This is a genomic window from Streptococcus pantholopis (genome assembly GCF_001642085.1).
GTDB classification, from domain to species: domain Bacteria; phylum Bacillota; class Bacilli; order Lactobacillales; family Streptococcaceae; genus Streptococcus; species Streptococcus pantholopis.
Map to the genome: position 1 here is coordinate 870,366 of NZ_CP014699.1, position 25,159 is coordinate 895,524.

General features: G+C 42.0%; 25 protein-coding genes. 22 read left to right on the forward strand and 3 right to left on the reverse strand.

Annotation, left to right across the window (positions count from 1 at the left end; genetic code table 11):
* Positions 1-230 precede the first annotated feature (230 nt).
* The 14 genes from A0O21_RS04045 (at position 231) to A0O21_RS04105 (ending at position 14,436) form a co-directional block, all read left to right on the forward strand.
* On the forward strand, positions 231-1,670 hold the full coding sequence (locus A0O21_RS04045) for a glycoside hydrolase family 1 protein (RefSeq protein ID WP_067061693.1): 1,440 nt from the start codon (positions 231-233) through the stop codon (positions 1,668-1,670).
* Between the two features lie 194 nt (positions 1,671-1,864).
* A complete protein-coding gene (locus A0O21_RS10855) occupies positions 1,865-2,038 on the forward strand; it encodes a hypothetical protein (RefSeq protein WP_158511688.1) in 174 nt (57 codons plus the stop codon).
* A gap of 327 nt (positions 2,039-2,365) precedes the next feature.
* On the forward strand, positions 2,366-3,004 hold the full coding sequence (locus tag A0O21_RS04050) for an SDR family oxidoreductase (protein WP_067061696.1): 639 nt from the start codon (positions 2,366-2,368) through the stop codon (positions 3,002-3,004).
* 24 nt (positions 3,005-3,028) lie between these two features.
* Complete coding sequence (locus A0O21_RS04055; RefSeq protein ID WP_067061699.1) at positions 3,029-3,316, forward strand: phasin family protein; 288 nt, start codon at positions 3,029-3,031, stop codon at positions 3,314-3,316.
* A gap of 585 nt (positions 3,317-3,901) precedes the next feature.
* Positions 3,902-5,482: an ABC1 kinase family protein gene (locus tag A0O21_RS04060; protein WP_067061703.1), complete on the forward strand. Its 1,581-nt coding sequence runs from the start codon at positions 3,902-3,904 to the stop codon at positions 5,480-5,482.
* Between the two features lie 317 nt (positions 5,483-5,799).
* The gene (locus tag A0O21_RS04065; RefSeq protein ID WP_067061707.1) at positions 5,800-6,417 is read left to right on the forward strand and encodes a hypothetical protein; all 618 of its coding nucleotides are present in this window, start codon (positions 5,800-5,802) and stop codon (positions 6,415-6,417) included.
* Positions 6,418-6,420: 3 nt separating this feature from the next.
* Positions 6,421-7,767, forward strand: a complete 1,347-nt coding sequence (locus tag A0O21_RS04070; RefSeq protein WP_067061710.1) for a hypothetical protein — start codon at positions 6,421-6,423, stop codon at positions 7,765-7,767.
* Between the two features lie 55 nt (positions 7,768-7,822).
* Positions 7,823-8,122 carry a hypothetical protein gene (locus tag A0O21_RS04075; RefSeq protein ID WP_067060491.1) on the forward strand — a complete coding sequence of 100 codons (300 nt, stop codon included), beginning with the start codon at positions 7,823-7,825 and terminating at the stop codon, positions 8,120-8,122.
* Positions 8,123-8,136: 14 nt separating this feature from the next.
* On the forward strand, positions 8,137-8,655 hold the full coding sequence (locus A0O21_RS04080) for a hypothetical protein (RefSeq protein WP_067061715.1): 519 nt from the start codon (positions 8,137-8,139) through the stop codon (positions 8,653-8,655).
* Positions 8,656-8,790: 135 nt separating this feature from the next.
* The gene (gene glmU, locus A0O21_RS04085) at positions 8,791-10,173 is read left to right on the forward strand and encodes a bifunctional UDP-N-acetylglucosamine diphosphorylase/glucosamine-1-phosphate N-acetyltransferase GlmU (protein WP_067061718.1); all 1,383 of its coding nucleotides are present in this window, start codon (positions 8,791-8,793) and stop codon (positions 10,171-10,173) included.
* A gap of 838 nt (positions 10,174-11,011) precedes the next feature.
* Complete coding sequence (locus A0O21_RS04090; RefSeq protein WP_067061722.1) at positions 11,012-12,718, forward strand: ABC-ATPase domain-containing protein; 1,707 nt, start codon at positions 11,012-11,014, stop codon at positions 12,716-12,718.
* Between the two features lie 167 nt (positions 12,719-12,885).
* A complete protein-coding gene (locus A0O21_RS04095) occupies positions 12,886-13,440 on the forward strand; it encodes an NUDIX hydrolase (protein WP_067061725.1) in 555 nt (184 codons plus the stop codon).
* The gene (gene macP, locus A0O21_RS04100; protein ID WP_067061730.1) at positions 13,441-13,713 is read left to right on the forward strand and encodes a cell wall synthase accessory phosphoprotein MacP; all 273 of its coding nucleotides are present in this window, start codon (positions 13,441-13,443) and stop codon (positions 13,711-13,713) included.
* Between the two features lie 30 nt (positions 13,714-13,743).
* Positions 13,744-14,436, forward strand: a complete 693-nt coding sequence (locus A0O21_RS04105; RefSeq protein WP_067061733.1) for a 5'-methylthioadenosine/adenosylhomocysteine nucleosidase — start codon at positions 13,744-13,746, stop codon at positions 14,434-14,436.
* A 134-nt stretch (positions 14,437-14,570) separates the two neighbouring features.
* Here the strand turns inward: A0O21_RS04105 and A0O21_RS04110 are convergent, their stop codons facing one another.
* Entirely contained in the window at positions 14,571-15,233 is a 663-nt protein-coding gene (locus tag A0O21_RS04110; RefSeq protein WP_067061736.1) for a metal-dependent transcriptional regulator, read from the reverse strand.
* 129 nt (positions 15,234-15,362) lie between these two features.
* Between A0O21_RS04110 and A0O21_RS04115 the strand changes: the two genes are divergently transcribed.
* The 3 genes from A0O21_RS04115 (at position 15,363) to A0O21_RS04125 (ending at position 18,134) form a co-directional block, all read left to right on the forward strand.
* On the forward strand, positions 15,363-16,292 hold the full coding sequence (locus tag A0O21_RS04115; protein ID WP_067061741.1) for a metal ABC transporter substrate-binding protein: 930 nt from the start codon (positions 15,363-15,365) through the stop codon (positions 16,290-16,292).
* Between the two features lie 282 nt (positions 16,293-16,574).
* A complete protein-coding gene (locus A0O21_RS04120) occupies positions 16,575-17,297 on the forward strand; it encodes a metal ABC transporter ATP-binding protein (protein WP_067061744.1) in 723 nt (240 codons plus the stop codon).
* 3 nt (positions 17,298-17,300) lie between these two features.
* The gene (locus A0O21_RS04125) at positions 17,301-18,134 is read left to right on the forward strand and encodes a metal ABC transporter permease (RefSeq protein WP_067061748.1); all 834 of its coding nucleotides are present in this window, start codon (positions 17,301-17,303) and stop codon (positions 18,132-18,134) included.
* A gap of 73 nt (positions 18,135-18,207) precedes the next feature.
* On the opposite strand, the gene A0O21_RS04130 is transcribed toward A0O21_RS04125, so the two are convergent.
* Positions 18,208-19,101, reverse strand: coding sequence for a LysR family transcriptional regulator (locus A0O21_RS04130; RefSeq protein ID WP_082854404.1), 894 nt, complete (start codon positions 19,099-19,101; stop codon positions 18,208-18,210).
* A 212-nt stretch (positions 19,102-19,313) separates the two neighbouring features.
* Here A0O21_RS04130 and A0O21_RS04135 point away from each other — a divergent pair, with 212 nt between their 5' ends.
* A complete protein-coding gene (locus A0O21_RS04135; protein ID WP_067061756.1) occupies positions 19,314-20,276 on the forward strand; it encodes an NmrA family NAD(P)-binding protein in 963 nt (320 codons plus the stop codon).
* A 177-nt stretch (positions 20,277-20,453) separates the two neighbouring features.
* Here the strand turns inward: A0O21_RS04135 and A0O21_RS04140 are convergent, their stop codons facing one another.
* The gene (locus A0O21_RS04140; protein WP_067061759.1) at positions 20,454-21,260 is read right to left on the reverse strand and encodes a peptidylprolyl isomerase; all 807 of its coding nucleotides are present in this window, start codon (positions 21,258-21,260) and stop codon (positions 20,454-20,456) included.
* 207 nt (positions 21,261-21,467) lie between these two features.
* Between A0O21_RS04140 and A0O21_RS04145 the strand changes: the two genes are divergently transcribed.
* The 4 genes from A0O21_RS04145 to A0O21_RS04160 all read left to right on the forward strand — a co-directional run bounded on the left by A0O21_RS04145 (position 21,468) and on the right by A0O21_RS04160 (position 25,128).
* Positions 21,468-22,589, forward strand: coding sequence for a hypothetical protein (locus tag A0O21_RS04145; RefSeq protein WP_067061763.1), 1,122 nt, complete (start codon positions 21,468-21,470; stop codon positions 22,587-22,589).
* Positions 22,590-22,792: 203 nt separating this feature from the next.
* Complete coding sequence (locus tag A0O21_RS04150) at positions 22,793-23,959, forward strand: hypothetical protein (protein ID WP_067061766.1); 1,167 nt, start codon at positions 22,793-22,795, stop codon at positions 23,957-23,959.
* Positions 23,960-24,292: 333 nt separating this feature from the next.
* Positions 24,293-24,919 carry a hypothetical protein gene (locus A0O21_RS04155; protein ID WP_067061770.1) on the forward strand — a complete coding sequence of 209 codons (627 nt, stop codon included), beginning with the start codon at positions 24,293-24,295 and terminating at the stop codon, positions 24,917-24,919.
* Complete coding sequence (locus A0O21_RS04160; RefSeq protein ID WP_067061773.1) at positions 24,910-25,128, forward strand: hypothetical protein; 219 nt, start codon at positions 24,910-24,912, stop codon at positions 25,126-25,128. The genes A0O21_RS04155 and A0O21_RS04160 overlap by 10 nt, the downstream gene beginning before the upstream one ends.
* Positions 25,129-25,159 lie beyond the last annotated feature (31 nt).

Here is a 25,159-nt window from a genome sequence, read left to right on the forward strand (position 1 = left end):
TTTGGCCAACCCTTTCTATGTTAGCATATTATAGTATAATTATAGCAAAAAAAACGCTATTCGTCCCTGATTCATAGGCACAATCTCCAGTCCTTACGAAAATTTTTCGCCGTACTTAAGGTGAAGCGGCTTCCTTTCGTAGTATAGTATTATTTTCTAAAATGATAATGTAAGCATTTTCCTTAAAAACATTTTATACTTAAATGTATCAAACGAAAAAGGAGTATAAAATGACTCAAAGTGTTTTTCCAGAAAATTTCCTTTGGGGCGGAGCCACTGCTGCAAACCAGTTTGAGGGAGCTTATAACCTTGACGGCAAAGGTTTGTCTGTTCAGGATGTCACTCCGCAGGGAGGAATGCCGGCAACTATCGGTGATTTGGATCCTCTGATTACTGATGAGCCGACTCCTGATAATTTAAAACTTGAAGGAATCGATTTTTATCATCGTTATAAAGAGGATATTGCTCTTTTTGCTGAAATGGGTTTCAAAGTTTTTCGGTTGTCCATTGCTTGGAGCCGAATTTTCCCTAAAGGTGATGAAAAAGAGCCTAATGAAGCGGGGCTGCAGTTCTATGATAAAGTCTTTGATGAATTAGCTAAATATAATATTGAGCCGCTTGTGACTCTATCCCATTATGAAACACCTCTTCATCTCGCCCGTACATATAACGGCTGGGCCAGCCGTCAGTTAATCGGCTTTTACGAACGCTATGTTCGTACAGTATTTAATCGCTATAAGGATAAAGTGAAATACTGGCTGACCTTTAATGAGGTTAACTCAGTTCTCCATGGGCCTTTTATGTCGGGAGGCATTGCAACGCCTTTTGCAGAACTGTCTAAGCAGGATTTGTATCAGGCAGTGCATCATGAGTTGGTGGCTTCTGCTTTGGCGACTAAGATCGGCCATGAGATCAACCCTGATTTTAAAATCGGCTGTATGGTTCTGGCCATGCCTGCTTATGGGTATACAGCAAATCCTCTGGATCAGTTGGCTGCGCGTGAGTTTGAAAATCAAAACTATCTTTTCTCTGATATCCACGCCCGCGGCAAATATCCTAATTACATCAAACGCTATTTTGAGGAAAACAACATCTCCATTGTATTTGCTCCTGAAGATGAAGCTATCCTGAAGAATACAGTTGATTTTATTTCCTTCTCCTATTATATGAGCGTCGCTCAGGCCCACAATCCGGAAGATTATGAAACTGGCCGCGGCAACATTATGGGAGGTATTAAAAACCCTTACTTGGAGTCCTCTGAATGGGGCTGGCAGATTGACCCTGTCGGGCTGCGCTTGGTTCTTAATGATTTCTATGATCGCTATCAGCTGCCGCTCTTTATCGTTGAAAACGGTCTTGGAGCCAAAGATGTTTTGGTTGATGGTCCAGACGGTCCGACTGTCGAAGATGACTACCGCATTGATTATTTGAAAAAACATTTACAGCAAGTAGGTGAAGCGCTTAAAGATGGCGTTGAACTTTGGGGCTATACGACTTGGGGGCCTATTGATTTGGTTTCAGCTTCAACAGCCCAGCTCAGCAAGCGCTATGGCTTTATCTATGTTGACCGCAATGATGACGGCACAGGGAGCTTAGCACGCTATAAGAAAAAATCTTTTGATTGGTATAAAAAAGTCATCGCAACAAACGGGGAATCCTTATATCATTAATTTTGTTAATAAACTCTGCAGAGAATATATAATCTCCTTAGTTTCTGCAGAGTTTTTTTATTATGTTATTCTTGAGCAGATATATCGAAAAACATTGCTAAAGAATCATTGGTATTTTCTAATATTAACCATTCTATTTAGATAAAAATTTAATTTATCCAATAAACTCGCCAAATACTTTTTTACTAGCTATAATGAAATGGTCTATAAAAGGCAGCATCAACTTGGAAATAAGAGCAAGGAGCCCTTACCATCTGAAATCTATTGCTTATATGCGTGGCAGTTGTAGTCGTCTGAAGGCTTTGCTGTCTTGGCAGGAGTACGCAGACGAAATCAAAGATTTCTGGCTTGAAGAAATTAAAGAATAGACAGATGGTGTAAACAACTGGCAGTCGTGTTTTCTGCTAAGGACTTTACAGTAGCAGAGAACTAAGCCTACTACTTTAATAGACAGGAAGTGAGTAAGACTTTCTGTTTTTTATTATAATAGTAAGCAGCATAGATGAGAGCAGTTTTACTTATTGCTGCAAAGTGTTTCATCGAAATCTCTTGTTTTTTATGCTATAATAATCCAAAAAGCTGAATACAGCGGCCTAAACGCTACTGGGAAAATTAGTCAGGCCGAGTGCTGATTTCATCATTATCCGGCCGTAGCCGTCTGAAGGCTTTGTTTTTTTTAAGAGGAGGATGGAAAGATGAAAGTATTTGTTGTCGGAGCAAATGGACGGGTTGCTGAACGTTTGCTGAAAGATTTGACTGAAAAAGGGCATGAGGTTTTTGCCGGAGCCCGTTCACCTGAAAAAGTACTTCAAGGTGAAAACATCCACCCTGTTTCATTTGATTTACATGATGAAGCAGAGGCTTTAAGTCAAAAATTAAAGGGAATGGATGCTGTCTATTTTACAGCTGGGTCCAGAGGAAAGGACTTGTTGCAGACAGATGCTTTCGGAGCTGTTAAGGTTATGCAGGCTTCGGAAAAAGCAGGTATTAAACGCTTTATCATGCTAAGCTCTATTCTGTCTACAGAACCTGAAAAATGGCAGGCAGCAGGTATTGACCGTTTGAAAAACTATATTATTGCTAAGTTTTTTGCTGATGAGTGGCTGATTCATAACACCCAACTGGATTATACGATTTTACAGCCGGGCAATCTTGTTGAAACTGAGGACGGCAGCGGTTTAGTTGATTTCACAGCAGTTGCTATGGGACAAAATTCTATCCCTAATGTTGCCAAGGTTTTAGCAGAGCTGTTAGACCAGCCTAATACTTTTAAAAAAGTTATTCCTATGGCAGATGGTCAAACGCCGATTGCACAGGCTATAGCCGAACTATGACACCATGAAAGGGGGAATGAAAAAATGGATGAACTGAAGAAAGTTTTACTTGCCGGTATCGGTTTGACATCAATGACGCTGGAAAAGGCAGATGGTTTTGTCAAAGAATTAGTAGCTAAAGGGCGTTTGACAGTTGAAGAAGGCAAGGAACTGCAGAGCGAACTGAAGCGCAAAAGCCAAGCAGAAGCAAAGGAAGTTCTTGAGAAATTTGATCAGCAAAAGCAACAGGTCCAGTATGCCAGCAAGGAAGATCTTGCACGTCTTGAAGAAAAACTGGATGTACTGCTGAAGCGGTTTGAAAAAGAAGATTAAACTCTAGCAGTTGGTATCTTGTTGAATTGAACACGCCCTAAAATCCTAGTGAAAAAGATGGCTGTCAGCGTGATGCTTAGGCATCCCTTGCCATCCCCTATTTTCATACGGATTTTTTAACGGGTTTTGTATCTTGTTAAATTGAACACGCCCTAAGCTCTTTGCAAAAAAGATATGGCTAAGTTTAGAGTTGATTTCAAGTTAGCTAGCCGTAGCTGACTGAAGGCTTTGTCGTCCTAGCGGCCGACCGCACCCTTCTAGTCATCCTGGCAGAGGTGCGCCTACGAAATCAAAGATTTCTGGCTTACCGTCAGCCGTAGCTGACTGAAGGCTTTGTCGTCCTAGCGGCCGACCGCACCCTTCTAGTCATCCTGGCAGAGGTGCGCCTACGAAATCAAAGATTTCTGGCTTACCGTCATTTTTGCTATGAGCTTTAAACGGGCTTTGTATCTTGTTAAATTGAACACGCCCTAAGCTCTTTGCAAAAAAGATAAAACTTCCTAGAAACCGGAGTTTCTTCGTCAGTTTTCCTATTTTTGCTGTGAGCTTTTAACGGGCTTTGTATCTTGTATAAAGGGAAATGGGATGGCGAATAAGCGTTTGCGGGAAATTGTCAGGGCGTTTTCTGCTGTTGGCCTGACAGGTTTAAAAGAAAGGCGCAAAAGTTTTGATGAACAGACAGTGCCGCAAAAATTACGGCTGGCTTTTGAAGAATTAGGACCAAGTTTTGTTAAAATCGGGCAAATTTTGTCGACGCGCAGCGATTTACTGCCTGAGTCCTACATTAAAGAGCTCAGCAAGCTGCAAGATTCTGTTTTGCCGCTGCCTGCCAATCAGGCACTGCAGGCTATTGAAGCAGAATTAGGGCAGCCTGTCAGCCATGTCTTTCGTACAGTCGCTCAGGAACCGCTGGCCAGTGCTTCAGTCGCTCAGACACATCGGGCTGTTTTTCTGTCAGGGCAGGAGGCTGTTATTAAGATTCAGCGTCCCCATCTGGCAGAGATTATTAGTGAAGATATTGCTATTTTGCTGCGTCTGTCCAAAAGAATCCCCAAGCACTTTTTGCCTTCAGTTGATTTGAGGGAGGTTTTGCTGCAGCTGAAAGAAAGCTTGGCTGATGAAATTGATTTTCGCCAAGAAGCACAGGCCATGCTGGATTTTGCTGAGAAAAATCAGGCTGTTAAATGTCTGGCTGTTCCGCAGGTCTTTACTGATTTCACTACTCGGCATATGATTGTCGAGGAGTATATTCCTGGGATTCCGATTAATCACTATGCTGAATTGATTAAGGAAGGCTATGACTTAGAGGATATCGGCAGAAAGCTGATGCTGAGCTTTATTAAACAGGTTTTTAAAGATGGCTATTTTCACGGCGATCCGCATCCAGGGAATCTTCTTATCCATAATAATAAAATTTATTTTATTGACTTTGGTATCATGGGGCGTCTTCAGGATGATATGCGGGCATCTCTTAATGACGTTCTTTACGGTTTTACAACACAGGACGTTGATGGCATGGCTAAGGCTGTTTTAACTGTCACACAAGCTGACAGCAGCTTGATTGATAAAGCAGCTTTTGCACAGGACATCGAGCAAATGCTGGCCAAATACGCTAATTTGGATTTGGGAAATCTATTTATTGCAGATTTGCTGTCGGACTTGCTCAATGTTTCACAGCGCAATCACCTTAAAGCTCCGCCTCAGATTACGGTTTTGGGCAAGGCTGTCCTCCAGATTGAAGGGATTTTTCGAGAATTAGCTCCTGATGTGAATCTGATGACTTTGGCCAAACATTATTTTATTGAGAATATGGGTGATGAGCTACTGACTCAGTTTCTTAACCGGGAAAGTCTGCTTATAGAGCTGTTTTATCTTTTGAAAAAAGGGAAATCTGTCCCCAGAAAAATCAATGAACTTTCCGAAAAGCTTCTTAACGGTCAGCTGCTTATAAATCATGATATCCATGATTATAACAAGAGGATAAGAACTCTGCAGGGGCTTGCTAATCGCTTTATTGTAGCCTTTATCTTTGGGATGCTGCTATTGTCCGCCAGTGTCTTGTCTTTTAATCCCCTGTTTCCTTTTTTGACAAAACTGCTTTTCATTTTAGCTGGTCTCACTTTCATTTATCTCATTTTTTTAGTGGTAAACAGCCGGTACAGGTAGACCATAAAAGGAATATTTAAGAAGTAAAAAATAACCAAAGCGCACAGAACTCCTCCCTGCTGTTCTGTGCGCTTTTTTAAAATCCCTAAACAAACGAATATTACCAAGTGGTTAACAGTATAGATGAGACAACTCAGGCCTTAGCAGTAGCTCCGGTTTATTCAGATGGCCAAGTAGACTACAGCCAAACGGCTATCGTTGTGGCAGGGATATAAAAATGATGGCAAACGTCACTTGTTTTTTCAGTATTACTATGCTATACTAATGAAAATTAAAACGAATTATTGAAATTGTCTACAGAGAACAAGGAGTAAGCTATGGCTAAAAGGAAAAAGTTAAGCAGACCGGCTAAAGTGTTTTGGGGACTGCTGGCTGTGGTTCTCATCTCTATCACAGGAATTTGGGGGTATAATCGCTATATGGAAAAGAAAAAAGTTGACCAGCTTTATCAACATGGCTTTCAGTTGCTGGAGGAACAGATTGCCACTTATATTAAAGAGAATTATTCCGGTATCAGTAAAATCGAGTTTTCACCGATTTATATAGACGGTGATGGAAAATTTACGATGAGAACGGCCTATGTTATTCCTATTATTTATGACAATTATGGAAATAAAGCAAAACTTGGTGGACGTGTTGAAAATACTAATAGGGTATATGCTAAACATGGTTTACTTAATGGGATTTCGTCACTTGACTTTGATATTAATGGTAATTGGATTATCTATCTAGATAATTCAGCTAATGGGAATCAGATTGATGTGTCTAAGTATGACCATTTACCTGCTAAAGCAAAACTTTCCACGAATGATTTCATAGATGATAATATAACTAGCTTAGTACAAGCTAACCATTTGAAAGGAGTATTTGCAAGTAAAGACGGTAGTTCTAATACACTTATCAGATATAATACAGAAATAAGATGGGGGAAATAATCAATGGCATTGACAGATCAAAATCTTCAGGAGTTACAAAATGGACTAAAAGATAATTTAGAAAAAGAGAGATTATCCAGTGGTGATACTTTTATAACTAAGGATAAAAAAACTTATCAAGTCGTTAACAGTGTCAACGATACTACTCAAGCTTTAGCTGTAGCTCCGGTTTATTCAGATGGTCAAGTTGACTACAGCCAAACGGCTATCGTTGTGGCAGGGACCCAGCCCGGTCTTAATGAATCGACCAAGAATGCTGTCGAGGCCAGCGGAGTTTTCGGCCTGACTGACGGGCAGCTGACCGCTCAGACCGAAGCAATCGACCAGTTTTATCAGGAGACGGTGAAAAAGCTGGAAGTGCATAAGGGCACAGTCTCCAACATGTCCGGTTTCAGCCAGTCCGGTCCTGGTGTGGCTAAAGTCGGCGCCAAATACCAAGTGCCAAAGATTACCAACTTCACAGACTGGGCGGCAGCCCAAGCGGTAAAGAGCGGTGCCTTTTCTAACAGTGAGCTGGCTTATCTGAAAGACCATGCGACAGTTTATTCGGATTCCGGAAAAGATTTGACCTACCTTGATGGCGGCAAAGGTGAAATTCCTTACGGGAAGGTAGTGGTTGTTGAAGGGACGCAGGGCCTCAACGATCCCATCGGCGACCACGATCCAAAGTTCTTCCACATAAAAGGAGATAAGCTGGATATTGACTACTATGTGAAGAAGGGCCAGTTTGTCTCCGGCATGACCAAGGAGCAGGTGATTAAGGTGGCCAGAAAGAAGGCTAAAGAAGCCGCGAAAAACTGGGATATTAAAGACCCCAGCACTTGGTTTAACAGCACCGATTACCGGCTTTATCTGCTGAGATATGTTATGACCTACGGCGACTTTGCGGTTGAACCGACCAAAGCCGAGCTTCTGACCTCTTATAAGAAGACAGTCAAAGACCTGAGAAGTCAGCTGAAAACAGCGACAGGGTCTAAGCGAATCAGCTTGCGGGAGGAGCTGTTGCGGGCAGTTGCTGAGAAAGCTAGGCTGCAGGCCGAGCTTAAAGTTCAAGAGATTAAAGATGAGATTGCTCAGGCAAAAGAAGCTCTGCAGGCAGACATCACGGCGACGCGTCAGGCTATGTACCAAATAGCAGAAGAACTGACGGATAGTGAAGTGGCCGAACTGCTGAGCCCTTACACTATGGAGAATTTATGGGACAGTCAGGCAGAGGCCCAAAATTTAGCAGAAGCTGATGCCTACCAAAACAGGATGATGGCTTTTGCGGATAAGCTGGAAGCAGCGGCAGACAATCTAATAGCGACCGATCAGGAAGGGGCAGCTTTGTTTTCAACTAACAAGAAGTAGGCAGACAGAGGTGCATAAAGGGCATTGTAACTGAAGCATAGAAGGTGGGGTTCTTATGGGGATGGGAGTAACGGCTGATTTAGACATGCTTGTCCAAGCGGCCAAGGAGACTAAGAAAGTGCAGGAGCGTTTGGCCATTCAGGGGGCTTTGTCGGCAAAGCAAGGCGAATGGGAGAGCCAATCGTTTGATTTACAGAGCTGCTTAGAGACGAAAGCTTCTGAACTGCAGACTTTAGCGCAGGGGACAATAGCTTCTGAGCTGGCGGATTGTTTTACGGGTCAGGCAGCCGACAGTGCAGCGGTCTATCTGGCCGAATGGCCTCAGGTAGACTTTAGCAGCTTGATACGAGCTTAAAAGGGGAGGAAGAGATGACAGATAAAGAAGAGCAATTGACACAGGAACATTTGGAGCGGGTCAAAGCCATAGACGAAGCTGTTTGGCGCTGCGAGGATATGCAGCAGGAGGCCTCTAAGCGGACAGAGAATCTGGCTAACTGGCTGCTAGGGCAATGCCGTGATCTGCCTGAGGCTATGCCAAGCCATACGATAGGGGCATTAGAAGATGAGCGTGACCAGCTGCTGCGTAAGATTCGTCAGAAAGAAGATGAGTTAGAGGAGGCTAGAACAGAAGAAACCACTGCTTACAATCAGGCTGTAGAGGAGCTGCAGGAGCAGCAGAAGAAGGAGCGTCAGCAGGCTGAAGCGTTAAGTATGCTCAAGCGGCGCTTGGAACTCAGTATCGCCCATGTGGCCTTTCTTGGGTTACAGTCTGATAAGAGCAAGGGGCGTTTTCGCTGTGAGAGCTGCCGTTACGAGTGGGAAGCTGAGCTGTCATCTGTGACAGGCCGGAAGAGCTGCCAGAAGTGCGGGATTTCCTTTGAAAAATAAGAGGAGAAGAAGCGGCTGAAGCTGCTTTTTTGCTTCTTTTCTGTGAGGAAATTTTTTAACAGCTGTTTTTACCGCAAAACAGCAGAAATATGCTATAATGAGTTGATTATTCTATTAGACATAAGGAACATGAAAATGAACAATTATGCAATTATTTTAGCAGCGGGAAAAGGAACCCGCATGAAGTCCGACCTTCCTAAAGTTCTGCACAAAGTAGCAGGACTGACGATGCTGGAGCATGTTTTTGCCAGTGTCGGAGCAATTAACCCTGCCAAAACAGTCACTGTCATTGGTCACAAGGCAGAATTGGTTGAGGAAGTTGCTGCTGAAAAATCAGCCTTTGCTCTGCAAAAGGAACAATTAGGGACTGGTCATGCTGTTATGATGGCAGCGGAAGCTCTGGAAGGTCTTAAAGGACAAACCTTGATTATTGCCGGTGATACACCATTAATTACAGGTGAAAGTCTGAAAAATCTGCTGGATTACCATCGGCGGCATAAAAATGTAGCCACTATTTTAACGGCTATGGCTGATGATCCTTTTGGTTATGGCCGTATTATCCGCAATGACCGCAGCGAAGTGACAAAAATTGTTGAACAAAAAGATGCTTCAGACTTTGAACAGCAGGTCAGGGAGATTAACACAGGGACCTATGTTTTTGATAATCAGCGCTTATTTGCGGCTTTAAAGGAACTTAACACTGATAATGCGCAGGGGGAATACTATCTGACAGATCTTATTTCTATTTTCCGCAACAATGAAGAAAAAGTAGGAGCCTATACTTTGGCAGATTTTGCTGAGAGCCTCGGTGTCAATGACCGTTTTGCTTTAGCAACGGCCGAAAAAGTTATGCGCCAGCGTATTAATAAAAAGCATATGCTCAATGGGGTAACATTTTCTGACCCAGATACTGCTTATATTGACAGCGAAGTTGAGATTGCAGGAGATGTCCTTATTGAAGGCAATGTTTCTCTCAAAGGTAAGACTAAGGTTGGCCAAGGTTCTCTGATAACTAACGGCAGCTATATTGTTAACAGTACTATCGGGCAGCAGACCGTCATCACACAATCAATGATAGAAGAATCAAGTCTTGCTGATCAGGTGACAGTTGGGCCTTATGCCCATATACGGCCGGGTTCACACATCGCTCAGGGGGCACATATTGGTAATTTTGTCGAAGTTAAAGCAGCACAAATCGGTGAAGAGACCAAAGCTGGACACCTGACTTATATCGGCAATGCCTCTGTTGGAAAGAATGTTAATTTTGGGGCCGGTACGATTATAGCTAATTATGATGGCAGGGATAAATACCAAACAACTATTGGCAATAACGTTTTTATCGGCAGTAACTCTACTTTGATTGCTCCGGTCAGTTTGGGTGACAATGCCTTGACTGCAGCCGGGTCCGCAATTAATGAAGACGTGCCGGCTGACAGTATTGCAATCGCCAGAAACCGTCAAGTCAATAAAGACGGCTATGCGGCAGCGAAGCCCCATCATCCCAATAATCAAAAATAGCAGCAGTGATTTTTTAAAGAGTAAAGCTTTTATACCTCAGGTTAAAGAAGAGCTGCTGCCCTTGTGGCAAGTAATAGATTTAGGGTCTTATGGCGGCAGGAATGCAGCGCATTAAGACCCTATTTTTGTTTTTGGCTGCCTCAATCGGCTTTATTGCGATATCTTTCGTTTAGCAGCTATCAGTAGAGGAAAAAATTTGAAATAGCCGCAGAGGTGCTCTTTGCCTGAACATCGTAAAAAGGCCCTTTGCTGCTTGTTATCTAACAGGCTTTGTATCTTGTTGAATTGAACACGCCCTAAAATCCTAGTGAAAAAGATGGCTGTCAGCGTGATGCCAGCATCACTTGCCATCCGCTATTTTCATACGGATTTTTAAACGGGCTTTGTATCTTGTTAATTGAACACGGGCTAAGCTCTTTGCAAAAAAGATAGGGCTAAGTTTAGCATTGATTTCAAGTTAGCCAGCTGTAAACGTCTGAAGGCAGACAAAAATCCTAGCTTCCCAAATCATTACTTGTAGGATAAACAAGACGCAGTAGCCTAGCGGCATTTTAGTCGCTTTTTCAAAGCTTTAAAATGTCTGCTAGGCTTTGCGGTCTGGGATTCTGTCTCGCTCCCTAGTCGTCCTGGCAGAGGTGCGTCTGCGAAATCAGAGATTTCGGACTTACCGCTAGCCGTAGCCGTCTGAAGGTTTTGTCGTCCTAGCGGCCGACCGCACCCTTCTAGTCGTCCTGGCAGGGGTGCGTCTGCGAAATCAGAGATTTCGGACTTACCGCCATTTTTGCTATGAGCTTGAACGCCTTTTGTATCTTTGTATTTTCTTGGAGGGTTTGTTATTATGAGTGATACAGCGTTACGGAAACGGTTGCTGGCTTTGGACGGCAAAGGTTATGGCGCATATAAAAGTTTGGTTGGCAGTTATGACTGTCCAGTTTACCGTCTCTTCATTGATCATGTTCAGGCGGATCCTTATGCGCCGCCATCAAAACTGCGTCTTTTGCTTAGGCGGTCAGTTACTGGTCTGCCGGATGATTTACTGTCTACCCGCGATAAGCGCCTGGCAGTCAGCGATTTTTTGAATCGTTCATTTGCACAGGTAGTTAGGGCGCACAGCAAGGATATTAAGGCAGTCGGCGGTAAGGGCCATATTGCAATTGACGCTTGCGGTCAAGAAATATTGGATAAAACTGCTGTCTTGATTCACCCCCATAGTCTGGAAGTTCGGTTCACAGTTAATTTACCGGCTGCAGGGCGGAGAATTATGGGGTTTGCTGCTGATAAACTGCTGAATGCTGTTCTTCCGCAGATTGTTGAACGGTCTCTCTTTTATCAAAATATTGACCAAAAAGGCCTTGAGGAACAGGTCCGTTTATTTTTAGATCAGCTTTATATTCGTGAGGAACTGCGAAAAAGGGATTTAATCGCTTTTATCGGTAATGGTTCACTTCTGGCCAGAGTCAGCGGTGTCTCTGATTTGCCGCTGAAATCAGCAGTTCCCTTTAAAAGTCCTGAAAGCAGTGAAGTCACCCTTCGTCTGCCCAGCGGTAAGGTTATCAGCGGCATGGGTATTGGTTCCGGAGTCAGCCTGATTGTTGGAGGCGGCTACCATGGGAAATCCACTCTTTTAAATGCTCTGGAGCGCGGAATTTACTCCCATATTGCAGGTGATGGCAGGGAATACGTGATTACCAGAAGCGATGCTGTTAAGATTAGATCAGAAGACGGCCGCAGCATTGTCAAGGTCAATATCAGTCCATTTATTAATAATCTTCCTGCTAAGCAAGATACCACTGCATTTTCGACAGAAAATGCCAGCGGTTCAACTTCGCAGGCAGCTAATGTCATCGAAGCTTTAGAAAGCGGAAGTACTCTTTTGCTCATCGATGAAGATACATCGGCTACTAATTTTATGATTCGTGACCGGCGTATGCAGGAATTGGTCGCCAAAGAGAAAGAGCCAATCACACCTTTTGTAGAGCAGGCTGAAGCCCTTCACAGAGAACTTGGGGTTTCTGTTATTCTTGTGGTTGGCGGTTCCGGAGCCTACTTCGATGTGGCTGACAGGGTTCTTTTGATGGATAATTATCTGGCCTATGATGTAACCAGTCAGGCGAAAACCATTGCCCAAAAAGACCGCTATCATAGAGTAATGCCCGCTAAACAGTCCTTAGCGACAAGAAACAGGCGTGTTTTGTTGAAATCAAGTTTTGCCAATAAAGGCAAAGAAGACCGTTTTAAAGCTAAGGGGCTGCATACGCTGGTTTACGGTTGGGAAACTATTGATCTTTCTGGCTTAGAACAGCTTGTTACTCCCTCTCAGGTAAACTGTCTGGCTTTGATGCTGAAATTTGCTAAGGACAATCTTTTAGATGATAGTCGTTCACTGCAGGAAATAGCCGATAAGCTCTATGCCTTTATAGAAGAAGAAGGACTGGCAGCTCTCGCCTCTGCACCTTCTTATCCAGGAGACTTAGCTCTGCCTAGGAAACAGGAATTCTGTGCTGCCCTTAACCGCTACCGCAGCTTAAAAGCAGAAATAAAGTAACTGTTTGTCAGGATCAACCTCATAATAAAATCGGTCAAGAATTTTAAAGTCAGCTAAGATTCGGCCGGTTTTTTGTTTTACTACAGAAAATGGCATTTCTGTCTGAATTGTAGTACAATTGGAGTAACAGAATTTTAAATTTATTTCTTTGGGATAAGGATAAACATATGGATTTTGAAGAAAAAACACTGAAGCGCCGAGAGATTTTTAAAGGCCGGATTTTTGAGGTGGCTGTTGATGATGTTGAACTGCCTAATAATCTGGGACAGGCTAAACGTGAATTGATTTTTCACAGAGGAGCTGTTGCCGTTTTGGCTGTCACTCCTGATAATAAGATCATCATCATTAAGCAGTACCGTAAAGCCATTGAGAAGGTCTCTTATGAAATTCCGGCTGGCAAACTGGAAGTTGGTGAAAAGGGTTCTGAATATCAGGCAGCTCTTCGTGAACTGGAAGAAGAGACAGGCTACAGCGGTGATTTGCAGCAGATTTATGAGTTTTATACCGCTATCGGTTTTTGCAATGAGAAAATTAAACTTTATTTAGCGACCAATCTCACAAAAGTACCTCAGCCGCGGCCGCAGGATGCTGATGAGGTGCTTGAACGGTTCGAGCTCACCTATGAAGAATGTCTGGATTTGATTCGGTCCGGCGAGATTGAGGATGCTAAGACAATTATAGCGCTTCAGTACTTTGCTTTGCATGTTAAAGGAGGGCAGTAAATGGGCAAACCACTTTTGACTGATGAAATTATTGAAGCAGCTAACCGCGATCGCAGGCTGTCTGAGGACAGCGCAGATGATTTCGAAACAAAAGTTTTGGATAAACAGCTTATTAAAGATGATCTGCTGCAGAAACACCGGGAAGAGCGGATTGTTAAAAGCCGCCGGATTGAAAATGCCAAGCGCGGTGAATTTCAGTCGAAATTAAATAAAATTTTTATTGTTCTTGTGATTCTGCTGGCTATTCTGATTTATGCTGTCTTTTATTTATAAGTTAAACACGCTTGTTTTGGGTAGGAAGATATGAAAATTGGAATTATAGCTGCCATGGAGCAGGAACTGAGACTTTTGCTGGAGGAGCTGCAGGAAGGCACTGAACAGCTTGTTTTTGATAACACCTATTATACAGGAAAAATCGGCGGGCATGATCTTGTCTTAGTTCAATCAGGTGTCGGTAAGGTAATGTCAGCCATGAGTGTAGCTGTTTTAGCTGACCGTTTCGCGGTTGATGCCGTGATTAATACAGGGTCAGCTGGAGCAGCTTCTCCTGATTTAGCAATCGGCGATACTGTCATAGCAGATAAGCTGGCCTATCATGATGTTGATTTGACGGCTTTTGGCTACAATTATGGTGAGATGTCCGGTCAGCCGCTTTATTTTAAGTCTGATCCGCACTTTATTGAAGTTTTTAAAGGTCTGCTGGAAGAAAGAGCTTTGCCAGCTGAGATCGGCCTCATTGTTACCGGAGACAGTTTCATTGCGGGGCGGGATAAAATTAGGGCTATTATGGAGCGTTTCCCTCAAGCTTTAGCTGTTGAAATGGAAGGGGCGGCAGTGGCGCAGGCTGCTCATGCTGCGGGCAAGCCTTTTATTGTTATCCGCGCCATGAGTGACACAGCCAGCCATGATGCTGACATAACTTTTAATGAATTTGTCCTTGAAGCCGGACGCCAATCAGCTCAGCTCTTGCTGGACTTTTTAGAGCGTCTTGAATAGGTGCTTTGTATTTGGTGAATATTTTATCTGTCAGTAAAAATTCTTAAACAAAAAAGGGGAACATCCTATGATTGTCTACAATCAAAGGATGTTCCCCTTTTTTTGACTATAAGAAAGATTAAAAGCTGAATCTTCTATTTCTGCGGCCTTGCTGCTTCTTCAACGTAGAGTTGTGCAGCGATGTTTTCAGGAAGTGTCAGCTCATGGTCTGCGTAGGTAATAGTATAGGTCTTAGCATAGTCATCAATCTGCGTGATTTCGACCTTCTGCCCCAGCACCAATTGATGTTTAGCCAGATAGTCAAGCAAAAGGAAATCATCATGAATACGTCTGACACAGTAGAACCCTGGCTGCTTGACCTGCTTGAGCGGCAAGTGGTAAATTTCTTTGAGTTGCTCACCCTTTTTAGGAATAGTTCCGCCATGAGGGCAAAAACGAGGATAATGGAGCATTTTGTCCAGGCGATCAACAAAAGCAGCTGAAACGGTATGTTCCAAGACTTCGGCTTCTTGATGAATTTCATCAATGGCATAATGAAGATAATCCACCAAAAAGACCTCAATCAGACGATGTTTGCGGTAGAGTTCTGAAACTAAAGGCAGCCCTTTTTCGGTCAGACGGTAGCCATGCCTTTTATTTTTATCTATCAAGCCTTCGGCAAGCATCTTTTTAATCATCTCTGAAACAGCAGGAGCTGAAACCTGCATTTTGGCAGCAATTTGCTTGTTGTTAATTTTTTGGCTGTCCTGACTGATTTCGTAAATACATTTCAGATAGTCTTCTTTATTCGGTGTCATTTTTTTCCTCTCTTTTACTGTAAAACTATTATAACAAATTTTCATTAAAACTATTGACAAAGATTATTTTTTAAGTTATCCTAAATATTAAGTTAAGCAAACCTAATTTTATAAGTAAAGGAGTTCCATATGAAAAAAATAATCCCTATTATATTTAGTATGGCTATTTTCATCTTTGCCTGTTCGGCCTGCTCAGCTGCAAAACAAGAATCTGATAACGGTAAGCTTAATGTCGTTACGACCAATTCGATAATTGCAGATATGACGCAGAATATCGCAGGTGATAAGATTAATTTACACAGTATTGTCCCTATCGGAAAGGATCCGCACGAATACGAGCCTCTGCCTGAAGATGTCCGAAAGGCAGCAGAAGCTGACCTTATCTTTTATAATGGCATCAATCTTGAAACTGGCGGCAATGCCTGGTTTAAAAAATTAATTAAAAATACGGGGAAAAAGAAGAATCAAGATTACTTTGCTGTCAGTGATGGCGTTGAGCCTATCTACCTTGAAGGGAAAGGAAAGGAAGGAAAAGAAGACCCTCATGCCTGGCTCAGTCTGGCCAATGGCATGGTTTACGCTGAAAACATCAGCAAGCAATTAATGGCCAAAGATCCAGACAATGCTGCCTATTATAAAAAACGCTGCAGCCAATACTTATCCAAGCTAGAAAAGCTGGATCAAGAAGCTAAAAAAACTTTTGCTTCAATAGATCCTGAAAAGCGTTTAGTTGTTACAAGTGAAGGCTGCCTTAAATATTTTTCACAAGCCTATGCAGTTCCATCAGCTTACATATGGGAAATTAATACAGAAGAAGAGGGAACGCCGGATCAAATTCGCTCCTTAGTAGAAAGGCTAAAGCAGCAGCCTCCTTCAGCTCTTTTTGTTGAATCCAGTGTGGATTCACGTCCTATGGAATCCGTATCGAAAGACAGCGGTATTCCGATATATGCACAGCTTTTTACGGATTCTGTTGCTGAAAAAGGAAAAGACGGCGACAGTTATTATGCCATGATGAAATGGAATATTGATAAAATTGCCGCCGGCCTGTCGCAGTAACAGCAAATAAAAGGTAGAGAGTGGGACAAAATCGGTAAATCGTCATTTTATAACGATTTCGGTTTTCTTGTCCTGCCGCAGTTAATTAGGGAGGTCGCTATCCCTTGCTTAACAAGGGAGCTGTGAGCTTTTAACGTGCTTTGTATTTTGTTGGAACTGAACACGCCCTAAGAGCTGTGCAAAAAAGATAGACTGTCCTAGAGCTTAGCGGCTCTTCGTCCAGTCTCCTATTTTTGCTTTGCTCTCTTGACGGGCTTTGTATCTTGTTGGGAGGAGCGGGATGTGATTAGAGTTAGTCATTTGACTTGTCATTATATCAGAGAACAGTCTATTTTAGATGATCTCTCTCTTACTTTGGATAAGGGGAAGATTATTGGAATTATCGGTCCTAATGGTGCAGGGAAATCTACTTTTATTAAAGCCCTTATGGGCTTAATAACCTATAGCGGGACTATTGAAGTACTTGGAGAAGATTATGGGCAGTTAAGCGGTAAAGCTGCTTATGTTGAGCAAAGAAGTCAGATTGATTTCCATTTTCCCATTACTGTTAAGGAATGTGTTCGCTTGGGAATTTATCAAGGAGGCAGACCCTTTCCGTTTTTGCGCAAAAAGAAGGGCAAATCAGTGGATGCTGTTTTGGAGGAACTGGATTTGGCTGCTTATGCCAACCGTCCGCTCCATGCTCTTTCAGGCGGCCAGTTTCAGCGGGTTATGGTAGCCAGATGTTTAATCCAAGACAGAGACTATATATTTTTGGATGAACCATTTGCCGGCATTGATCTTGTCAGCGAACAGATGATTATCAGTTTATTAAAAGAATTGCGGACAGCCGGTAAAACCATTGTTATTGTCCATCATGATTTAAGCAAGGTCAGGGCCTATTTTGATCAACTGGTGATTTTAAAGCAGAAGCTGCTGGCCTATGGTCCGGTGTCGCAGGTTTTTACAGCTGATAATTTGAAAGTTGCCTTTGGAGGAGAAGTGTTTTTTAACGAAGAGGTATAAATTATGCTGCTGAATTTTTTTGATGGACTGCTCCATTATCATTTTTTGCAGAATGCTTTATTGACGGCGGTCGTCATCGGTATCGTCGCAGGAGCAGTAGGTTGTTTTATCATTTTGCGATCGCTGTCTTTAATGGGTGATGCTATTTCCCATGCTGTTCTTCCAGGTGTCGCCCTTTCTTTTATATTGGGCATTCATTTTTTTGCAGGTGCCATTGTTTTTGGACTTTTAGCATCGATTATCATTACCTTTATCAAAGAAAACAGTACAATTAAGGGAGACACGGCTATCGGGATTACTTTCAGTTCGTTTTTGGCTTTGGGTGTCATTTTGATTGGTCTGGCTAATAGCTCAACAGATCTTTTTCATATTTTGTTTGGCAATGTCTTAGCAGTACAAGATAGCGATAAGTGGCTGACTTTCTTTGTTTCGGGGCTGGTTTTAATCAGTCTGATTGTCTGTTATAAAGAGCTGCTCATCAGTTCATTTGACCCTGTTTTTGCTAAGTCAATCGGGCTGAATGTGACTTTCTACCACTATCTGTTAATGGTTCTGTTAACATTAGTTGCCGTTACAGCCATGCAAAGTGTCGGAACCATTTTAATTGTTGCCATGCTGATTACACCGGCAGCAACGGCTTATTTATATGCCAACAGTCTGAAGGTCATGCTAGTTTTGGCGGGAATAATTGGTGCCTTGTCATCTGCTGTCGGACTTTTCCTAGGCTACACTTTTAATATTGCGGCAGGCTCGTCTATCGTTTTAACAGCTGCCAGTATTTTCTTTCTTTCCTTTCTTTTATCGCCTAAACAGCGTTTCTTAAAAACAGAAAAATAACAGTTGATTTACTCAAAATCATCTCAGTTGATAATTTCGTATGATTTTGATTCAACTCTTAGATACTATCTCATCAGTTTTCTGAAAAGATTTCTTTTGCCAAACGGATAAAGTCACCAAAAATCTGGGATTTTTGCTCAGACTTACTTGCGACTCCATACCATAAAGGGCAATCAACGGCTAAATTAACAGCAAATAACTGACTGCTATCTTTTGTAGTTACAAAGGACGGCATAATAGCAATTCCGACATCTCCTTGAACTAAAGTATGGCTAAGGATAATTGAGTCAGTAAAATAAATAGAGGCATTGGGACACTGTTCACTGATAAGACGCTGGATAGCACTCTGTTTAGGAGGTGCCTGTAAGGCATTGATAAAAATTAGATTTTCATTAGCGAGTTCTTCTATTCGAATAGCAGTACAATGCCGTAAGCGATGTTTAGGAGGAAGGAGGCAGATAAAATTTCCCTCTAATAAATTTGTAAAATGAATATTGTTAAGTTGTTCAATATCGTCTAGTGTCGTAAAGATAAAGTCACATTCCCCGTTGAGAAGCTGCTGCTGCAGAATCGTATGGCTGGAATTGCTAAGGTAAAACTGAGTAACTGAGTATTCTTTTTTTAACTTTTTAACTAAATGGGGTAAGCACTGCATTTCTAAGACTGTACCAGTATAGCCTATAGCCAATGACGAGGAAAGGCGCTGTGAGATATTTCGGGCTCGGTTAATGGCTAAATTCATATTAGCAGTGATATGCTTGCAGTCTTCATAAAAACTTTTACCTGATTCCGTTAGTCTGACATAGCGCCTCCCTCTCTGAAACAGCTGAAAACCTAATTCATCTTCTAAATTTTGGATAGCCTTACTTACAGCAGGCTGGCTGATATGTAAAGCATCTGCAGTTGTTGAAAAATTTAGAGTTTCAGCTAAATGAAGAAAGAGGTCTAATTTTTGGAAATCCATCATTTCCTCCTTATGTTAAATTGTGAGAGAATTAAGATATTCTTATGCTGCTGAAGGAGCAGTAAGGAAGGGCGGTTGTTTATAGTATTTTTTTAAGCTCCGGCTAGTTTGCCCTCTTTTAATAACTTTTTGTTATTAAGTATAACAAACTTCTATTGTAAAAGAAAACGTTTTTATGTTATCCTTTTCACATAAAATAAAAGGAGGACAAAACAATGCGTTATATTGTAACTGGAGTTGACGGACAGCTAGGCCGCCGTATCGCAGAAAATATGCTGAAGGCTGTCGCAGGGTCAGAATTAACATTCACTGCTTCAGCTCTTAATCGTTTGAAAAAAGAGCAAATAGCTGAATGGGAAAAAATAGGAGTGAGAGTTGCTGAAGCCAACTATGATAATTATGCTCAGATGACTGATGCTTTTAAAGGTGGAGACCGTATTTATATTATGTCGGGATTAGAGGTTGGTAAACGAACTAAGCAGCATCGTGATGCCATCGATGCTGCGATTGAAGCGGGTGTCAAGCATATTATTTATAATTCCTGTATCGGTGCAACAGAACCCGAGTATGAAAAGGTTTACATCACACCGGATCACACCGCAACAGAAAAGTATTTGCGAAGCCTTAGTACGATTACATGGAATACAATGCGCAATAATCTTTATCTTGAAAACTATTTGACGATGTACCCTATGCTTGCTTTTATGGCAAATAATGAATGGTACAGTACGGCTAAGGATGGAAAAGCGACTTTTGTCCATAAAGATGATGTTGCGCGTGCCGGAGCTGCTCTCTTGCTTGGTAAAGGTCAAGTGAATCGATCTTATAATATTTGCGGTTCAGAACATATTTCGGTGCATGAAATTTGTGATCTAGTCGCTGAAGCATCAGGACGTCCGTTAAAATATTTCGGTGTTGAACCGGAAGAATACTATCAGTACCTTGAAAAACTGCACATTCCTCGCTTAATTACCGGGGATTTTTCACAGTCACCTGTGCCCTTTTGCGGTGCAGACATTGTTACCAATGATGAAGCTGTTTTAAACGGTATGGAAGATGTTGAATCAACAGCTATCAAAGATTTGACTGGCCAAGAACCAAAGACAGCTGCCGATATAGTCAATAACTACAGCTATATCTGGGAAGAAAATATTACCAATTGGGACCAAATGCGCTGAGCGCAGCAGCAAGAGGTCGCTTCAGCTGTAAAATTTGGAATGAATGACCTTGGGCTAATTTTGACTTACGCTGTAAAAATTACTGTGACAAAAAGTATATTTTCCCTCCGCTCTCAAAAAAACAGGTCAGTCTGTCCCAGTGAAATTAATCACTGGCAGACTGGCCTGTTTTGAGGCTTATTTTTTAAATGAATAATCTTTGATAATTTTAATGGCAGTGATTGTCACATCTGTTTGAGGTTTATCATTGTCATCGGTAGGTGTTTGTGCGATTTTATCAACAACCGCCATTCCGTCAGTCACTTGGCCAAATACGGTATAATTCCCATCTAAACTAGGATAGCCGCCTTCTTTATAGGCATCAATGATGGCCTGCGGATACTGGTTCTCCGACAGGGACGCCGATTGGTCTTCTGAATTGTCAACAATAAAAAATTGGCTGGTATTGGTGTCTGCTCCGCTGTTAGCCATAGCCAGAGCACCGCGGAGGTGGTAGAGATAAGGTGAGATTTCATTAGCAAATCCCTTACCACTGTCAATGCTGCTGTCCTTTCCTTTCCAGATAGATTCGCCGCCGCTGCCATTACCGCTTGGATCACCTCCCTGGATGACAAAATCATCAATCACACGATGAAAAGTCAGGCCGTCATAATAACCGGACTTAGCATGTGTCAGGAAATTCTCAACAGCTAATGGTGCATAGGCAGGAAAGAGTTTAATACTAATATCGCCCATAGATGTTTGCAGTACAACCTGTGCTTCATCAGAAGCGATTTTCTTGGAAAGCTGCGGGAAAGCAGTGCTATCGGATTTTAATGCCTTATCTAAATCTTTCTGATACCGGCTCTCGGCTGATCGGCTGGCACTGGCCGACTGACTGGAAGCGACATAGTCTTCTCCTTTAATTAAGCGGTTTAAGTCATCACAGCCGCTTAAAATAAGAAGGCAGGCAGCTATAAAAATCAAAGGTAAGTAATTCTTCATAGGGACTCCTTTGCAGATCGGTGTTTACTTTATTTTAACATAATTGCATAACTTGCTCCACAATAGTACAGCAGTTCTTGTTTTGACAGTGCTAACTAAAGACGGCTGAAGGAATGGACTCAAAATTTCCGAAAAATTTTCATAAATAAAGCTTTTAGCCTTAAAATTATGATAGAATAGGAGTAATTAAAAATTGGAGGAGATCTTATGGCAACAAAAGAAGAGTGGACCAGTTTGTTTGAGACAGTAGTCGGCCGCAAGCCCAGTCCGCAGGAATTTATGAAGGCAAAAGAGACCGGTTTTGATCCGACTAAGATTATCGAAATATCTGGAACGAAGCAGGACAGTAATGTACAGCAACCCCCAAAACCTTCTGTGGGAAGTGTGGGAGTTCCGTCTGATAAGAAGGACAAAGAAAAGATTGTTTTGCCGATTATTTCATTGGTGCTTTCCGGTCTGTTCTTACTGCTGACTCTGCTGACACCTTGGAAGCTTATCTTTACGTCCTTAGCTTTGCTGTCTGTTATTATTGCCATGGTGCTGCTGATTGCCAACTGGAAAAAACCAAAGAAACGTCTGACCCTTATTGCTTTTGCGGTATCTATCCTTGCTTTTGCGGTCAGTCTGGGCGTGACAGCTTACACGACTTTCAATAGCGACTGGTTTAAGACTGTTAGCAAGGAGCCTGATCGTGATAAAGATACCGACCAGGAAGACCTTGATGATGACGAGGAAGACAGCACAGACATTAATGATTATATTGATAAAGATTATAAGTTTGACTGGAGCGAGTCTGACTTTCTATCTCTGAATGTTTACTCTGTTTCATCAGACAAAAGCGGTGACAAGGTCAAAGATATTCTTAAAACCTATGGCAAGGCGAGTGAGGCTCGAATCAGTGATAATAATCTGTATTTAACTTATAAAGACAACAATAATTCTAAAATAGTTGATCTAGCGTTCAGCCGAAGAGACGGAATCTACACACTGGCCTACGCTCATGCCTATGGTTTTACTGATAATATTAAGACTGATTCAAACTATAAATCAACCTGGAAACAGTCTGATTTTGATGATTTAAAAGAGGCTTCAAGTTCGGACCTGACAGCAGGCAGTAAGTGGACAGATATTCAAAAGAAATTTGGCAATCCTGAGTCAGCTGTAGAAAGTATTTCTAATTACGGTAATGGTGATGGCTTTGAGAAAACCTTGGATGTTACCTACAGCGATTACTCAGCTTCCGGAGACTATTTATCCTATGTCAGCCTTGATTTTAAAGAAGAAGACGGCGTTTATTATTTGACACACAAATACGCTAATGGAGATTAAACTATTTTTTGACCTAAACGATGAGACAGCTTAACGGTTTAAGTGAAAAAGCTGGGATTTGAACAGCACCTCTAAAGTTAGATTTCGTGGCTAACTTTAGGGGTGCTGTTTTGATGAAATTTAGCTGCTGGAAAGAACTGATCGGTTTATTGCTCCGAAATTATGGTAAAATAAAGAGGATTAAATGAGGGAAGGGAGATCTTATGGCAACCAAAAAAGAGTGGACCAGTTTGTTTGAGACAGTAGTCGGCCGCAAGCCCAGTCCACAGGAATTGATAAAGGCAAAAGAGACCGGTTTTGATCCGGGCAAGATTATTGACATTGCCGGAGCTACTCAGGGAAATTTTGCAGAGCTGCCTCAGCAGTCAGCGTCTGTCAGCTCTGATAAGAAAACGAGTGAAAAGAAAGCTTGGTCGATGCTTGCTCTGGCAGTTTCTGGACTTTCTTTGCTCTTGGCTCTGCTGACACCTTGGAAGCTTCCCTTTGCGGCAGCAGCTTTGATAGGAGCAGTTTTTGCTGCAGTCTTGCTGTTTTTCAACTGGAAAAAGACGAAAAAACCTTGGCCGCTTATTGCTTTTACGCTATCTGTCCTTGTCTTTGCAGCCGGATTGGGTGTGACAGCTTATACCTATTTTAACAGCAGTTCTCAAACGACTGTCGGACGGCTCAATAAAGATCAAAACAAGATGACTGCTTCCAAAAAGGACAGCGGCAAAAAAGTTAAAGAGAAAAAAAAGGAAGACAGCGATGATGACAAGGAAGACAGTGCAGACATTAATGACTATATTGATGGAGATTATCAATTTGACTGGACCGAGTCTGACTTTCTGTCCTTGAAAGTTTATTCCATTCATGACAGCAACAGAGGGACTAGAATTAAGACTATTCTCAAAACTTATGGCAAAGCAACGGAAGGCCGTATGAACGGTGACAGTTTATCCTTGACTTATTTCAATGGAGATTATAGTTCTTTAAAGGAAGTTGAGCTGCGTTTTGTTAGAAAAGACGGGATTTATAGTCTGATCAAAGCAACAGCAGAAGGCCTTTCAGATAATACTGTCACGATAAAGAAAGATTATCGGGCGAACTGGACGCAGTCTGATTTTGATGCCCTGCAAGAGGCCCCTGAAGCTCCAAATTCAGACTTAACAGTAGGCAGTAAATGGACAGATATTCAAAAACAGTTTGGAGACCCGCGCTTATCGGATCAAAGAATTGTCAACTTTGGGGATGGTGAAGGATTCGAAAAGCAGCTGGATGTGACTTATCTTGATTACTCAGCCCCTGAAGGCCTCCTGCCTTATGTCCATCTTGACTTTAAAGAAAAGGACGGAGTTTACTACTTAACCCATAAATATGCTAAGGAGTAGACACTCTTTGAACTTAAAATACAAAGCCAAAATTCACCGGTAGTGTAAGGAGAAGGCTCTTTTAAACTGCTGAAAGAAGATTTCTATGGCATAGCCTTCTGTTTATGGTTAGCCGAGACAACTTTTAACCTGCAAACTGCAGAGCCGGGGAGAAACCCTGGCTCTTTTGTCTTTTCTTTAAGCTGCCTTCTTTCTCATCGTGCTTAGTGAGCCATTTTTTCTTTGAACTGTCTAAAATATTATCACTTACTGGTTTTTTCAGTATCACTATGCTATACTAATGAAAATTAAAACGAATTACTGAGGTTGTCTACAGGGAACAAGGAGCAGGCTATGGCTAAAAGGAAAGGGTTAAGCAGACCGACAAAGATTTTCTGGGGACTGCTGGCTGTGGTTCTCATCGCTATCACAGGAATTTGGGGGTATAATCGCTATATGCAAAAGAAAAAGGTTGAACAGCTTTACCAGCACGGCTTTCGGCTGCTGGAAGAACAGATTGCCACTTATATTAAAGAGAACTATTCCGGTGTCAGTAAAATCGAGTTTTCACCGATTTTTATATCTGGTGGTGGCCAGCATTCATTTCTAAACCTAGATGTGGTGCCAGTGGTATATGATGAGTACGGGAATAAAGCACTGCTTGCGGGAAGTACAAGTGAAGGCGGCTATCCAGCCTATGGTGTTGGAGGAGATTTATACGCCCTTGAGTTAGATCAATTTGGAAATGAAATTATTACATTAAGGTATTCAGCGAATGGAGACTGGATTGATGTAGCTAATTATGAGCATTTACCTGAAGAAGCTAAATTGAATTCCCATAATACTACGGACTCAATTTTGGCTATTCATATCAAAGATAAAAAAATAAAAGGAGTTTCTAAAAATGAAAATGGAAGTCCCAAGGCTAATATTTTTTATAATTTAGAAATTAGGAAAGGAGATTGGCAAGAATGGCATTAAAAGACCAAGATATACAAGGTTTACAAGGTATGGTTGATAAGTGGTCTCAAATCCCTGAATCGGATTATGGACGATATAAGGCAAAAGATGGAAATTGGTATGAAATTGTCAACACTCAAGACGGCACGACAGAAGCCATTGCTGTAGCCCCGGTTGTTGATGGCAAGACAGACTACAGCCAAACGGCTATCGTTGTGGCGGGGACATAAAAATGCTGACAAAGGTCACTTGCTTTTTTGA

What these genes read in the sequence shown, in the direction of transcription:
- A0O21_RS10855 (WP_158511688.1), top strand. Translation starts at nt 1,865, where the DNA reads ATGAAATGGTCTATAAAAGGCAGCATCAACTTGGAAATAAGAGCAAGG.
- A0O21_RS04070 (WP_067061710.1), top strand. Translation starts at nt 6,421, where the DNA reads ATGGCATTGACAGATCAAAATCTTCAGGAGTTACAAAATGGACTAAAA.
- A0O21_RS04150 (WP_067061766.1), top strand. Translation starts at nt 22,793, where the DNA reads ATGGCAACCAAAAAAGAGTGGACCAGTTTGTTTGAGACAGTAGTCGGC.
- A0O21_RS04065 (WP_067061707.1), top strand. Translation starts at nt 5,800, where the DNA reads ATGGCTAAAAGGAAAAAGTTAAGCAGACCGGCTAAAGTGTTTTGGGGA.
- A0O21_RS04140 (WP_067061759.1), bottom strand. Translation starts at nt 21,260, where the DNA reads ATGAAGAATTACTTACCTTTGATTTTTATAGCTGCCTGCCTTCTTATT.
- glmU (WP_067061718.1), top strand. Translation starts at nt 8,791, where the DNA reads ATGAACAATTATGCAATTATTTTAGCAGCGGGAAAAGGAACCCGCATG.
- A0O21_RS04075 (WP_067060491.1), top strand. Translation starts at nt 7,823, where the DNA reads ATGGGGATGGGAGTAACGGCTGATTTAGACATGCTTGTCCAAGCGGCC.
- A0O21_RS04130 (WP_082854404.1), bottom strand. Translation starts at nt 19,101, where the DNA reads ATGATGGATTTCCAAAAATTAGACCTCTTTCTTCATTTAGCTGAAACT.
- A0O21_RS04155 (WP_067061770.1), top strand. Translation starts at nt 24,293, where the DNA reads ATGGCTAAAAGGAAAGGGTTAAGCAGACCGACAAAGATTTTCTGGGGA.
- A0O21_RS04115 (WP_067061741.1), top strand. Translation starts at nt 15,363, where the DNA reads ATGAAAAAAATAATCCCTATTATATTTAGTATGGCTATTTTCATCTTT.
- A0O21_RS04060 (WP_067061703.1), top strand. Translation starts at nt 3,902, where the DNA reads ATGGCGAATAAGCGTTTGCGGGAAATTGTCAGGGCGTTTTCTGCTGTT.
- A0O21_RS04145 (WP_067061763.1), top strand. Translation starts at nt 21,468, where the DNA reads ATGGCAACAAAAGAAGAGTGGACCAGTTTGTTTGAGACAGTAGTCGGC.
- A0O21_RS04090 (WP_067061722.1), top strand. Translation starts at nt 11,012, where the DNA reads ATGAGTGATACAGCGTTACGGAAACGGTTGCTGGCTTTGGACGGCAAA.
- A0O21_RS04125 (WP_067061748.1), top strand. Translation starts at nt 17,301, where the DNA reads ATGCTGCTGAATTTTTTTGATGGACTGCTCCATTATCATTTTTTGCAG.
- A0O21_RS04080 (WP_067061715.1), top strand. Translation starts at nt 8,137, where the DNA reads ATGACAGATAAAGAAGAGCAATTGACACAGGAACATTTGGAGCGGGTC.
- A0O21_RS04135 (WP_067061756.1), top strand. Translation starts at nt 19,314, where the DNA reads ATGCGTTATATTGTAACTGGAGTTGACGGACAGCTAGGCCGCCGTATC.
- A0O21_RS04110 (WP_067061736.1), bottom strand. Translation starts at nt 15,233, where the DNA reads ATGACACCGAATAAAGAAGACTATCTGAAATGTATTTACGAAATCAGT.
- A0O21_RS04105 (WP_067061733.1), top strand. Translation starts at nt 13,744, where the DNA reads ATGAAAATTGGAATTATAGCTGCCATGGAGCAGGAACTGAGACTTTTG.
- A0O21_RS04045 (WP_067061693.1), top strand. Translation starts at nt 231, where the DNA reads ATGACTCAAAGTGTTTTTCCAGAAAATTTCCTTTGGGGCGGAGCCACT.
- A0O21_RS04160 (WP_067061773.1), top strand. Translation starts at nt 24,910, where the DNA reads ATGGCATTAAAAGACCAAGATATACAAGGTTTACAAGGTATGGTTGAT.
- A0O21_RS04095 (WP_067061725.1), top strand. Translation starts at nt 12,886, where the DNA reads ATGGATTTTGAAGAAAAAACACTGAAGCGCCGAGAGATTTTTAAAGGC.
- A0O21_RS04055 (WP_067061699.1), top strand. Translation starts at nt 3,029, where the DNA reads ATGGATGAACTGAAGAAAGTTTTACTTGCCGGTATCGGTTTGACATCA.
- A0O21_RS04050 (WP_067061696.1), top strand. Translation starts at nt 2,366, where the DNA reads ATGAAAGTATTTGTTGTCGGAGCAAATGGACGGGTTGCTGAACGTTTG.
- macP (WP_067061730.1), top strand. Translation starts at nt 13,441, where the DNA reads ATGGGCAAACCACTTTTGACTGATGAAATTATTGAAGCAGCTAACCGC.